Here is a 12,585-nt window from a genome sequence, read left to right as displayed (position 1 = left end):
GACGAACTCCTACCAGCACACAAAGCCGCCATCGACCAACAGGTCGACACCGGTGCAGAAAGACGAGGCCTGGCTGACCAGGAAAATCGCCGGGCCGACCATTTCTTCCACGCTGGCCATGCGGCCCATGGGCGTGGTCTGTTCAAAGATCTTCACCTGGTCGGCGACTTCCGGGCGCGAGTTCATCGGCGTGGCGGTGTAGCCGGGGCTGATGCAGTTGACCCGCAAGCCCTTGTCGGCCCATTCCATCGCCAGGCTCTTGCTCAGGTGAATCACACCGGCCTTGGAGGTGTTGTAGTGCGCTTGCAGCAAGCCACGGTTGACGATACTGCCGGACATCGAGGCGATATTGACGATGGCGCCTTTGCCACGGGGCAACATCACGGCGGCCTGGGCCTGGCAACTGAGGAAAATTCCGGTGAGGTTGATGTCCAGGGTGGTCTGCCAGCGTTGCAGGTCCAGGTCTTCGGCGGCCTGGGCATTGGCGATGCCGGCGCAGTTGACCGCGACGCTCAGTTGGCCCAGTTCGGCTTCGGTGCGTGCCACCGCCGCGTCCAGTGCGGCGCGCTCGGTGACCGTACCGCTCAAGGCCAGGGCACGACGGCCCAGGGCCTGGATGCGTTCGACGGTGGTGGCGATGCCGGGGCTGCCCGGTAGATCGAAGCAGGCCACATCCGCGCCGGCCTCGGCCAGCCCCACGGCAATCGCCTGGCCAATGCCGCTGCCGGCGCCGGTGACAAAGGCCACTTGGCCTTGAAGACTAAAAAGCTGCATGGATAACTCCGTTATTTGAAATCACAGCCGACCCCTGTGGGAGGGGGCTTGCCCCCGATGGCGGTGTATCAGTTATAAATTTTTCAATTGAACCACTGCTATCGGGGGCAAGCCCCCTCCCACATTGGATCTTCATTGTTTGTGGGTCAGGCAGTCGCCATTTCCATCACCGACACGGGGGTGGCCTCGCCACGTTCCAGAATCCCCATCTGCCGGCCCCGGCTCATGACCAGGACGCGGTGCGACAAACCAAGCACCTCATCCAGATCCGAGCTCACCACAATCACCGCCATGCCTTTGGCCGCCAGGTCCGCGATCACTTCATAGATCGCCGCCCGCGCACCCACGTCGATGCCGCGGGTCGGTTCATCCAGGATGAAGACCTTGGGGTTGCGCGCCAGCCATTTGGCGATGATCACCTTCTGCTGGTTACCACCGGACAAACTGGAGATGCGCGACTGCGGCGCACCTTTCACCCCCAGCCGGGCCACCGCCGTGCGGGCGAATTCGCGCAGCGGGGCAGGGAATACCCAGCCGCGCTTGTCCAGCAGGTCGGTGTTGCCGTAGATCAGGTTGTCTTCGATGCGGTGTTCCACCACCACGCCTTGCTGCTTGCGGTCCTCGGGCACTAGCACCACGCCGGCCTGGATCGCCTCGAAGGGCGAGCGCAGCTGGCGTACTTGACCGTCGAGTACCAGGTGGCCTTGGACATCCTGTGCTGCGCCGGCAATAGTGCGCACCAGTTCGGTCCGCCCGGCGCCGACCACGCCGGCAATGCCGAACACTTCGCCGGCGCGCACGCTGAAATCGATGCCGTGCAAGGCAAATTCGCGGCAGCTGAGGTCCTTGACCTGCAACATCACGCGATCCTGTGGCGCTTGAAGGGCGGGGAAAATCCGCTCCAGGCTGCGCCCGACCATCTGTTCCACCAGTTCGCGCACCGGCACCTGGGCGGTGGCGTGCAAGGCGATCTGGCGTCCGTCGCGCAGTACCAGCACACGGTCGGCGATGCGTGCGATTTCTTCCAGGCGGTGGCTGATATAGATAAACGACACGCCCTCGGCCTTGAGCCGTTCCACCTGTTTGAACAGCAACTCGGTTTCTTCGCCGCCCAATGCCGCAGTGGGTTCATCCAGAATCAACAGGCTGGCCTTGAGGGTCAGCGCCTTGGCGATTTCCACCAATTGCTGGGCCGCGACGCTCAGGCCTTCGACCTTGTGCGATGCTGGCACTTTGAGCCCCAGGCGCTCCAGCTGGATCTGCGCCTGGGCCTCCATGTACGCGCGGTCCACCCGCCCATGACGCATGGGCAGGCGACCGACGAAGATATTCTCGGCGATCGACAATTGCGGCAGCAGGCGGATTTCCTGGTGGATCAGACCGATCCCGGCGCCCAGCGCCGCACCGGGCGAGGCGGGCGCGTAAGGCGCGCCGCGCCAGGTCATGCTGCCCCCGGCTTCAGGCTGTACCAGCCCGGCGATGATCGACGACAAGGTCGACTTGCCCGCACCGTTCTCACCGAGCAGGGCCAGCACTTCGCCGGGGCGGATGTCCACATTGACCTGCGACAGTACCTGCACCGGCCCATAGGCCTTGCCGATATTGCGCAGGCACAGCACCGCGTCGGCGTGGGCGGTGTCCAGGGCTGCTGCTTGCATGACGACCTCCAAGGCTTACGGGTGCTGTTGCAGGAACGGCGCGACGTTTTCTTTGGTGGTCAGCACAGTGGGCAACAGTTGCTCCTTGGGCACGGCCTTGCCGGCGTTCAGGTCGATGGCCGATGCCACGGCCAGGCGGCCCATCTTCTGGGTCTGCTGGGTCATGGTTGCATTCAGCACGCCACTTTCCACGGCCTTGAGCCCGGCGACGTCACCGTCGAAACCGACCACCACGACCTTGTGGTCGAGGTTGCCGACCTTCACCGCCTGGGCAGCGCCCAAGGCCATGGCATCGGCACGGCCGAAGAACACGGTGATGTTCGGGTCACGCTGGAGCAGGTCCTGGGCCACGGCGAAGCCTTTGTCCTGGGCCCACTCGGCGGGTTGCTGGGCGACGACCTTGAGGTCCGGGAAAGCTTTCAAGCCTTCTTCGAAACCCTTGGCGCGATCGTTCTCGGGGGTGGTGCCGAGCTGGCCTTGCAGGATCGCGATGCGACCCTTGCCATCGGTGATCTTGCCGACGTATTCGGCCAGGGTCTTGGCCCCGGCGACGCTGTCGCTGGCGATAAAGGTGTCACCCGGTGCATCGGGTGCGTTGCGGTCCACGGCGATCACCGGGATGCCGGCGGCCTTGGCGGCTTTTACCGGGACGCCGGCGGCAGTGGCACCAGCAGGGATATAGATCAGCACATCGATCTGGCGGGTGATCAGGTCTTCAATCTGGCTGACCTGGGTGGAGGAGTTGCCCTGGGCATCCACGGTGATCACCTTGATGCCCTTGGCCTTGCCCTCGGCTTCCACCGATTGCTTGATCTGGTTGAAGAAGTCGGCCTGCAGGTTGGCCACGGCCAGGCCGATGGTCAGATCCTTGGCCCAGGTGGTGCCGGCAGCGGTGAGGGTGGCAGCCGCGAGGGCGGTGGCCAACAGCAGTTTCTTGGGGCTGAACATGTCGGTGACTCCTGGTTTTATTGTTGGAGGGTGTCAACTGTCGAACAGGTTTAACGGGCAGTGCTGGAGCGGCGTCGCAGGGTGTCGATGGTCACGGCGAGGGCGATGACCACGCCGATCACCACTTGCTGAATGAAGGGCGAAACGCCCAGCAGGTTGAGGCCATTGCGCAGCACGCCAATGATCAGCACACCGACCAGGGTGCCGCCGATGCTGCCGACGCCACCGCTGAGGCTGGCGCCGCCAATTACTACGGCGGCGATGGCGTCCAGTTCCAGGCTCAGGCCGGCGCTGGGTTGAGACGAGTCCAGGCGCGCGGCCAGGGTCACGGCGGCGATGCCGGCCAGCGCACCGCTGATGGCGTATACCCACAGGGTGATCGCCCGCACCTTGATGCCGGACAGGCGCGCCACCTCCGGGCTGCCGCCCATGGCGTACAGGTTACGGCCGCCGGCGCGAAAGCGCAGGAACACCCAGGCCACCACCAGCATCACCAGGAACAGCCCGACGGTTGCCGAGAGAAAGCCGAAGTGACGCACCGTGGCCAGGCTGGTGAACCAGTCCGGGTAACCGACGATCTGCCGGCCTTCGGTGAGGATGTTCGCCAGGCCACGGGCCACCGACATCATGGTCAGCGTGGCAATGAACGGCGGCAGCTTGGCATAGGTGATCAAGGCGCCGGACACCAGCCCGGCGAGCATGCCGCTGGCTATCGAGATCGGGATCGCAAACCCCAGTGGCACCGCCTGATCCTGGTACAGCCAGCCGAGCATCATCATCGAGAAGGCCAGCACCGACCCCACCGACAGGTCGATGCCGCCGATCACGATCACGGCGGTCATGCCAATTGCGAGGATGCCCAGCACCGTGACCTGATCAAGAATATTCAGGCCATTGCGCAGCGAGAAGAAGAATTCGGAACTGAAGGAGAAGACCAGCACCAGCAACACCAGGCCGATCAGCGGGCCGCCGATATTGCTGGGAAGCAGTTTCACCAACCGGGGGCGGTGGGGCGGCTTGAGTTCGGCCGGATGCTGGATAGTAGCTTTGGCGTCCACAGTGTTCTCCTGATTTATTTTTTTTGGAGTGCTTTCAAGTGCGCTGAATATTTATGCGTGCTTGACTGTTAATTCAGATTCCAGTGCCACCGTGGCAATGTCAAGCGCTTAATTTTTCCAACAGGCCTCTGGATCGCGACTTTCATCCGGCGCAAAGCCACGGGATAGATACGCGCATGTGGGATTTCGGCCGTTTGTCCGAGGGACATTTCCAGGTTTTATTTGATTTTTCCACCGGTCATTCACTTGACCTGTCGAGCGTTCGGCGTCTAAATAGAAATATATTGTCACTGCTGAATAAATATTCAAATACAGCTTTGCACACTTTTACCCCGCGTGGTCAGCCTCAAAGGAGCCGCTGCATGAATGCCTTCCAGTACGACGCCCACCAGATCAAAGAACAGGCCCGCCTGATCCGGCGCCATGTGATCCGCCTGAATGCCGACTCACCGGCCGGCGGCCACACCGGGGCCGATCTCTCGGAAACCGATATTCTTGCCACCCTGTATTTCCGCATTCTCAATACCGGGCCGGAACGCACTGAAGACCCTGAGCGCGATATCTATATCCAGAGCAAGGGCCACGGTGTCGGTGGTTTGTATTGCTGCCTGGCGCAGGCGGGCTACATCCCCGTCGACTGGCTGCCCACCTACCAGCACTTCAACTCCCACCTGCCGGGTCACCCGGTGCGGCAGAAAACCCCTGGCATCGAACTGAACACCGGCGCCCTCGGGCACGGCCTGCCGGTGGCGGTGGGGCTGGCGCTGGCGGCGAAGATGTCCGGCAGCAAAAAACGCATCTATGTGCTGACCGGCGACGGTGAATTGGCTGAAGGCTCCAACTGGGAAGCGGCGATGGCGGCGGCCAAATACGGCCTGGATAACCTGTTCGTGATCGTCGACAAGAACAAGCTGCAACTGGCGGGCCTGACGGCGGACATCATGCCGCTGGACCCGCTGGACGTGAAATGGGCGGCCTTCGGTTTTCGTGTCAGCGAGTGCGACGGCAACGACGCGGGCCAGTTGATCGAAGCCCTGGAAAGCATGCAGGCCAAGACCGGCGCGCCCCAGGTGCTGATCGCCCACACCATCAAAGGCAAGGGCGTGTCGTTTATCGAAGCCCGTCCCGAATGGCACCACCGCGTGCCCAAGGGTGATGAAATCAACGCGGCACTGGAGGAGTTGAATCATGGCGAGTGAACATCTGGCGAGCGTCATGGTGGAAGCCTTTATTGCCGCCGTCGATGCCGGGCTGGACGTGGTGCCGGTGGTCAGCGATTCCACCTCCACGGCCAAGATCGGGCCGTTTGTGCAGCGCTTTCCCGAGCGTCTGATCAATGTGGGCATTGCCGAGCAGTCGCTGGTCAGCGTCGCGGCGGGCCTGGCCCTGGGCGGCAAGATCGCTGCGACCTGCAACGCAGCGCCATTCCTGATTTCGCGGGCCAATGAGCAGATCAAAGTCGACGTCTGCTACAACCAGGCCAACGTGAAGATGTTCGGCCTGAATGCCGGTGCCAGTTACGGCCCGTTGGCCAGCACGCACCACAGCCTCGACGATATTTCGGTAATGCGCGGCTTTGGCAACGTGCAGATCTTTGCTCCGGCCGACGCGCTTGAATGCCGGCAGATCGTCGACTACGCGCTGCGCTACCACGGCCCGGTGTATATCCGGCTTGACGGCAAGGCGTTGCCGGACCTGCACACGGGCGACTATCAATTTGCCCCAGGGCAGGTGGATATCCTGCGCCAGGGCGCGGACGTGAGCATCGTCGCCCTGGGCTCGGTGGTGCATGAAGCGCTGGATGCGGCACGGGTGCTGGCGGAGCAGGGTATCCAGGCGCAGGTGATCAACCTGTCGTCGATCCGGCCATTGCAGCGTGACGTGTTGCTCAGCGCCCTGCGTGGCACGCGGGCGGTCATCACGGTTGAAGAGCACAACATCAACGGTGGCGTCGGCAGCCTGGTGGCCGAAGTGCTGGCCGAAGCCGGGCTGGGGATTGCCCTGGTGCGCCTGGGCATCGGCGATGGTGAATATGCCGCCGCCGGCGCTCGCGAACCGACCCGCGCCTTGCATAACATCGACGCGGCTGGGATTGTGGCGGCTGCCACTCGGTTGCGGTGAATGCGATGACAGACAATACGCCGCTGATCCTGGCGATAGATGAAGGCACCAGCAACGCCAAGGCGGTGCTGGTCAACGAGCGCGGACAGGTGATTGCGCGGGGCTCGCGGCCGCTGAGCATTACCCATCCGCAGCCGGGGTTTTCCGAGCAGGACCCGCTGCTGATCTGGCACAGCACCCTGGCCGCCATTGAGGAGTGCCTGGCCCAGGTGGACCGGCCGATCACCGCGCTGGCCATCAGCAACCAGCGAGAATCGGTGGTGGCCTGGGACCGGCATACCGGCGAAGCGCTGTCGCCGTGCATCAGTTGGCAATGCCGGCGCTCCACCGCGTTGTGTGCCCAGTTGCATGAGCAGGGGCACGAAGCGCTGATCCTGGAAAAAACCGGGTTGGCCTTGGACCCGATGTTCTCGGCCGGCAAGTTCCGTTGGATTCTCGACCACCTTGAGGATGGCCACGCACGCGCCGCTGCCGGTGATATTTGCCTGGGCACGGTGGACAGCTGGTTGCTGTGGAAACTCAGCGGCGGCCAGGCGTTCGCCACCGACTACTCGAATGCCGCCCGCACGCAACTGTTCAACCTGCACACCTGTGCCTGGGACCCGGCGCTGCTGGCGCTGTTCAAGATTCCATTGGCCGCATTGGCCCCCATCCAGCCCAGTGCAGGCTTTTTTGCCGAAACCGTTGCGGCGGGCGGGTTGCCCGCCGGCATCCCGGTAATGTCGATGATTGGCGACTCCCACGCTGCGCTGTACGGGCAGGGCGGCTTTGCGCCGGGGCTGGTGAAAGCGACACTGGGTACAGGGTCGTCGTTGATGACGCCCATGGGCGGCCCGATTGCCTCGACTCACGGCTTGTCCACCACCCTGGCCTGGCACGACGGTGGTCAACCGACGTTCGGCATGGAAGGCAACATCGTCCATACCGGCGCCGCCGTGCAGTGGGCCTCGCGCCTGGTGGCGGGGGAATCCCTCGATGCCCTGACCGAGCAGGCGGCGCAACTGTCGGATAACGGCGGCGTGTATTTCGTGCCGGCGTTGTCCGGGCTGGGCGCGCCCCACTGGAAGGCCGATGCACGGGGTCTGATCTGTGGGCTGACCGAGGCCACCTCCGGTGCGCATATCCTGCGGGCGTCGCTGGAGTCCATCGGTTATCAGATTCGCGATGTGTTCGAGGCCATGCAGCAGGACATCGGCAGCCCGTTGAAAGAGCTGTGGGTGGACGGCGGTGCGACGCGCAACCGTTGGCTGATGCAGTTCCTCGCCAACCTGCTGCAACGCCCGGTGGTGCGCAGCCTGTCACCCGAAGTCTCGGCATTGGGCGCGGCGCACCTGGCGGGGAGGGCGTCGGGGGTGTGGGCGAGCGATGCAGCGCTGGAGGCGCTGGAGCGGCAGCGGGAGCGGTTTGAGCCGCAGGATGATCCCGCGATGGTGGGGCGTTACAGCGAATGGAAAAAGGCCTTGGCCCGCACCCTGTTGTGACCATCGTGATCCAAATCTGTGGCGAGCGGGCTTGCCCCGCGTCGGGCTGCGAAGCAGCCCCCACACCAGCGGCCGAAGAGTGCCTGACTCACCGCATTCCTCCTTCCAGGGTCGCTTCGCAACCCAACGCGGGGCAAGCCCGCTCGCCACAGTTGCAGTATTCCCTGTTACGCCCTCAAGGCTTCCAGGTCTGTACATCCTTGGCATCCACCGCCTTGGGCAATAACCCCGCCTTGAAGAACGCATCGGCGATTTTTTGCTGTTCGCCCAACTGATCGAGCGTCACCGGTTGCACCAGGTAGCTGCGGTGCGCATTGGCTGCTTCCACCGTCGCTACATCCAGGTTGCCCCACAACGGCCCCAGCACCTTGGCCGCATCCTGGGGGTGGGTTTTCACCCACTGCCCGGCTTTTTCCAACTGCTCGTACACCACCCTCAATACTTCCGGGTGCGCCTTGGCGTACGGCGTACCGGTCAGGTAGTAACGCTTGTAGCTGGCCAGCCCTGCGCCGTCCGCCAGGGTGCGTGTGGGCAATTGGCGCTGCACGCTGGTCAGGAAGGGTTCCCAGGTAACCCAGGCGTCCACCTTGTTGTTCTCGAACGCCGCGCGACCGTCGGCGGGTGACAGGTAGGCCGGTTCGATATCCGAAAAGGCCAGCCCCGCCTTGGCCAGTGCGGCGATCAGCAAGTAGTGGGTGCCAGCGGCCTTGGTCACGGCGATCTTCTTGCCCTTGAGGTCCGCCAGGTTCTGGATCGGCGAGTCCTTGCGTACCACGATGGCCTGGGCCGCGGGCGAGGGCGCTTCCTGGGCGAAGTAGGTGAGTTTGGCCTGGGCCGCCTGGGCGAAGATCGGCACGGTGTCGGCCACGTCGGCGCTGATATCCACATTGCCCACGTTCAGTGCTTCGAGCAGCGGCAGGCCGCTGGGGAACTCGTGCCAACTCACGTCGATGTTGTCGGCCTTGAGGGCTTTTTCCAGGGTGCCCTGGGTTTTCAGCAGGGTGATCAGGGTCGAGGACTTCTGGTAACCGATGCGTACGGTTTCCTGGGCCTGCGCGCTGATGGCGACGGACAGAGCCAGCAAGCCGAGGAGTGCGGCGAAGGGGTGAGGTAGGGACATGGCGAGCTCGATCTGTGACGAAATAGGCCTGAGCTTAAAGTTCTAAAAACTATTCGTTAAATACTCTTTCGATCTGAGCTTAGGACGCTTTTCCCTGCCGCCTATGAATTGGGCATAACCATAGAATTATAAGATTCTTTCATCATTGCTCATCGTTAATATAATCGAACAAGCTTTATTGCCAGGCCTGACGCGGTTTTTTGGCATAAGCAGCGCCCTTCATTTCTTCCTCGCCAAGGCCTCCCATGACGTTCAAAAACCTAATCGTCGCCGCCAGCCTGCTGTTCGCCGCCACGGCGGCCCAGGCCGAGCAAACCCTGGATATCAGCTACCAGCGCTCATCCACCCTGTGGATCCTGCTCAAGCAAAATGGCCAGTTGGAACAGCGCCTCAAGCCCCTGGGCTTCACGGTGAACTGGCATGAATTCAGCACCGGCCTGCTTAGCTCGCTGAATGCCGGCAGCGTCGACCTGCACGCCGATGTGGCTGACGCATTCGCGCTGTTTACCCAGGCCGCCGATGCACCGCTGACCTATTACGCCCAGGAAAACGCATCGCCGGGCGCCCAGGCGATCATCGTTCAGGACCCGTCGCCGATCCACAGCATCGCCGACCTCAAGGGCAAGACCGTTGCCGTGTCCAAGGGCTCGGGCAGCAACTACCTGCTGATCTCGGCGTTGAAAAAGGCCGGGCTGACCCTGGCCGATATCACCCCGCGTTACCTGGAAGCCCCGGATGGCGGCGCGGCCTTCGCTAATGGCAGTGTCGACGCGTGGGTGATCTGGGACCCGTTCTTCGCCACCCAACAGTTGGATCACCATGTGCGGGTAATCGCCGACGGCAAGGACGGCCTGGCCGACTACAACCGTTTCTATCTGGCGACGACGACGTTCGCCAAGGCCCACCCGGACGTGTTGCAGGTGACCTTCGACATCCTGCGCGAGACCGGCCAATGGGTGAAGGCCCATCCCAAGGAAGCCGCCGCCATCCTTGGCCCGCTGTGGGGCAATATCGCCCCGGCCACGGTCGAGCGCGCCAATAGCCGTCGCAGCTACGACATCATCCCGGTCAAGCTGGACAACCTCGCCGAGCAACAGCGCATCGCCGACACCTATTACGCCGCCAAGCTGATTCCCAAGCCGTTGCAGGTCAGCGCCATCACCGTGTGGACGCCCAAGCCATGAGCCGCCAGATCCATTTATCCGCGTTCCTGTTGAGTGGGCCGGTGGTGCACAGCCACGCGGTGTGGCGCCACCCGGAAACCGTTGGCAATTACCTCGACCCGGAGTACTACGCGCGGGTCGCCAAGGTGGTGGAAGAGGGGCTGTTCGACTTCCTGTTCTTCGCCGACCGCCTGGCCGTGGGCGACCAGATGGGCGGCTCGCGCGAGTTGGCCTTGCGCTACGGCGCCCAGGACGCCACGCGTCTGGACCCGTTGCCGATCCTGTCTTACCTGGTCGGCAAGACCAGCAGGCTGGGCCTGGGCGCAACGCGGTCCACCACCTATTACGAACCGGCGCACATCGCCCGTGAATTCGCCACCCTCGACCACCTGTCCAGGGGCCGCGCGGCGTGGAACATCGTCACCTCGATGAACGACAGCGAGGGTCGCCTGTTCGGCAAGGACAAGCACCTGGAGCACGACCTGCGCTACGACCGCGCCGATGAGTTTGTCGAAGTTGCGCTGAAACTGTGGAACAGCTGGGGCAAGGACGCGCTGAAACTGAACCGCGAAAGCGGCGTGCTGGCAGACCCTGGATTGATTCGTTCGGTGCAGCACCAGGGCGAGTGGTTCAGGGTCGAAGGCCCGCTGAATATCCCGCGCACGCCCCAGGGCCGACCGGTACTGATCCAGGCCGGCTCTTCCGGGCGTGGTCGGCGCTTCGGTGCGCGTTGGGCCGAGGCGATCTTCACTATCCATCCGCACTTGGCGGCCATGCGTGCGTTCCGCGATGACGTGCGTGCCCAGGTGGTGCAGCAGGGGCGTGACGCCGACAGCTGCAAAGTGCTGACGGCGGTGATGCCGTTCATGGGTGGCAGCGAGGCCGAGGCCCGCGCCAAGCGCGATCGGCACAATGCGCTGGCCCGTCCGGAATTGGGACTGGTGACACTGGCTTCGCAGTTGAATGTGGACCTGTCGCCATTCCCGCTTTCGGCGACACTGGCCGAGATCGCCCAGTCGACGTTGATCCACCCGGCTGCGGCGGAAAAGCTGTTGATGCAAGGCCCGCAAACCACCCTGGAACAACTTGGGCGCATCTTCGCCAGCAGCGTGCGCGTGCCGCAATTGGTGGGTACCGGCGCGCAGATTGCCGATCAACTGGCCGAGCTGTTCGAGCAGGGCGGTTGCGACGGGTTTGTGATCTCTCCGGGGTATTTGCCGGGCTCGTTCACGGAGTTTGTCGAGAGCGTGATTCCGCATTTGCAGCGCAAGGGGCTGTTCCGCACCGCGTATGAAGGGGCGACGTTGCGTGAGCATTTGGGCTTGGCTGATCTGGACAGTTGACTGTGTGGCGAGCAGGCCTGCAGAACCGGGTAGCCAGCCCCTTCAGTTCAGCGCAATCGTCGCCGGGGCCAGCGAGCTCAATGCCCCGGCGCGGTCCGCCAGGTAACGCGCCGGCGGCTGGCCTACCGTCTTGCGGAACATGGTGATAAAACCGCTGGCGTTCTCATAGCCCAGGTCCAGGGCCACGCGTTGCACGCTTTCACCCCTGGCCAGGCGTTGCAGTGACAGGATTACATGCAACTGCCGGCGCCAACGGCCAAAACTCAGGCCCAGTTCCTCCAGCAGCAGGCGCGTCATGCTGCGTTCGCTCATGCCGATGCGCACCGCCCACTGACCGAGGGTGGACTTGTCCGCCGGTTCAGCCAGCAGGCTGTCGGCCAGGCGACGCAGGCGCGGATCTTGTGGCATGGGCAGGTGCAGGGCTTCAACAGGCGCGACGGCCAATTCATCCAGCAAGGTACTGATCAAACGGCCCTGGGCGCCGTGCTCGTCATACAGCTGCGGGAAACTCACCGCCTTGCTGATCAGCTCATGCAGCAGGGCCGACACCGCCAGCGTGCAGCATTGCCGGGGCAGGGCGCAGGCGGCATCGGGGTCGATCAGCAGGCAATAGACTTCCGCAGCGCCAGCCCCCCGTGCCGCGTGGGGCGTTCCGCCGGGAATCCACAGCGCGCATTGCGGCGGCACGATCCAGATACCGGCCTCAATCTCGCAATGGATGACCCCGCGCAAGGTGTACATCAGTTGGCCCTTGCGATGGGCATGCTGGGTATGTTCCCAGGTATCCGACGTGGCGGTGGCCCCTACGGCCACTACGGCGCGGGAGAATACGTCGGCGTCTCTGGACAGTGACGGATCGTGCATTTCGAGGCGATGATGTTTCATGAAAAGGGATCGCAGGTTGGCTGAATTGCGAAAC

General features: G+C 63.4%; 11 protein-coding genes. 5 read left to right on the top strand and 6 right to left on the bottom strand.

What is annotated here, in order from left to right; genetic code table 11:
- Window positions 1-9: 9 nt before the first annotated feature.
- The 4 genes from BM026_RS06990 to BM026_RS06975 form a co-directional block, all read right to left on the bottom strand.
- Window positions 10-789: an SDR family oxidoreductase gene (locus tag BM026_RS06990; protein WP_256575376.1), complete on the bottom strand. Its 780-nt coding sequence runs from the start codon at window positions 787-789 to the stop codon at window positions 10-12.
- Window positions 790-920: 131 nt separating this feature from the next.
- Window positions 921-2,432, bottom strand: coding sequence for a sugar ABC transporter ATP-binding protein (locus BM026_RS06985; RefSeq protein WP_092245212.1), 1,512 nt, complete (start codon window positions 2,430-2,432; stop codon window positions 921-923).
- A 15-nt stretch (window positions 2,433-2,447) separates the two neighbouring features.
- Window positions 2,448-3,380 carry a sugar ABC transporter substrate-binding protein gene (locus BM026_RS06980; protein ID WP_092245215.1) on the bottom strand — a complete coding sequence of 311 codons (933 nt, stop codon included), beginning with the start codon at window positions 3,378-3,380 and terminating at the stop codon, window positions 2,448-2,450.
- A gap of 50 nt (window positions 3,381-3,430) precedes the next feature.
- Complete coding sequence (locus tag BM026_RS06975; protein WP_092245218.1) at window positions 3,431-4,438, bottom strand: ABC transporter permease; 1,008 nt, start codon at window positions 4,436-4,438, stop codon at window positions 3,431-3,433.
- A 362-nt stretch (window positions 4,439-4,800) separates the two neighbouring features.
- Between BM026_RS06975 and BM026_RS06970 the strand changes: the two genes are divergently transcribed.
- From BM026_RS06970 to BM026_RS06960, 3 genes are read left to right on the top strand one after another with little or no spacing between them, the layout of a single operon-like run.
- Entirely contained in the window at window positions 4,801-5,637 is an 837-nt protein-coding gene (locus BM026_RS06970) for a transketolase (protein WP_092245221.1), read from the top strand.
- Window positions 5,627-6,559, top strand: coding sequence for a transketolase family protein (locus tag BM026_RS06965; RefSeq protein WP_092245224.1), 933 nt, complete (start codon window positions 5,627-5,629; stop codon window positions 6,557-6,559). The genes BM026_RS06970 and BM026_RS06965 overlap by 11 nt, the downstream gene beginning before the upstream one ends.
- 5 nt (window positions 6,560-6,564) lie before the next feature.
- Window positions 6,565-8,040: an FGGY family carbohydrate kinase gene (locus BM026_RS06960; protein ID WP_093527789.1), complete on the top strand. Its 1,476-nt coding sequence runs from the start codon at window positions 6,565-6,567 to the stop codon at window positions 8,038-8,040.
- 175 nt (window positions 8,041-8,215) lie between these two features.
- Here BM026_RS06960 and BM026_RS06955 read toward each other — a convergent pair whose 3' ends face one another.
- Entirely contained in the window at window positions 8,216-9,160 is a 945-nt protein-coding gene (locus BM026_RS06955; RefSeq protein WP_093527787.1) for an aliphatic sulfonate ABC transporter substrate-binding protein, read from the bottom strand.
- Between the two features lie 245 nt (window positions 9,161-9,405).
- On the opposite strand from BM026_RS06955, the gene BM026_RS06950 reads away from it, so the two are divergent.
- Both BM026_RS06950 and BM026_RS06945 read left to right on the top strand, forming a co-directional pair.
- Window positions 9,406-10,344, top strand: a complete 939-nt coding sequence (locus tag BM026_RS06950; protein WP_093527785.1) for an aliphatic sulfonate ABC transporter substrate-binding protein — start codon at window positions 9,406-9,408, stop codon at window positions 10,342-10,344.
- On the top strand, window positions 10,341-11,666 hold the full coding sequence (locus BM026_RS06945; RefSeq protein ID WP_092245236.1) for an LLM class flavin-dependent oxidoreductase: 1,326 nt from the start codon (window positions 10,341-10,343) through the stop codon (window positions 11,664-11,666). The genes BM026_RS06950 and BM026_RS06945 overlap by 4 nt, the downstream gene beginning before the upstream one ends.
- A gap of 42 nt (window positions 11,667-11,708) precedes the next feature.
- On the opposite strand, the gene BM026_RS06940 is transcribed toward BM026_RS06945, so the two are convergent.
- Window positions 11,709-12,551, bottom strand: a complete 843-nt coding sequence (locus BM026_RS06940) for an AraC family transcriptional regulator (RefSeq protein WP_093527783.1) — start codon at window positions 12,549-12,551, stop codon at window positions 11,709-11,711.
- Between the last annotated feature and the right edge of the window lie 34 nt (window positions 12,552-12,585).

The sequence above is a fragment of the Pseudomonas sp. NFPP24 genome, from assembly GCF_900112095.1.
Taxonomy (GTDB): Bacteria; Pseudomonadota; Gammaproteobacteria; order Pseudomonadales; family Pseudomonadaceae; genus Aquipseudomonas; species Aquipseudomonas extremorientalis.
Note: the sequence above shows the minus strand (reverse complement) of the source record. Positions and strands in the feature narration are given on the sequence as shown.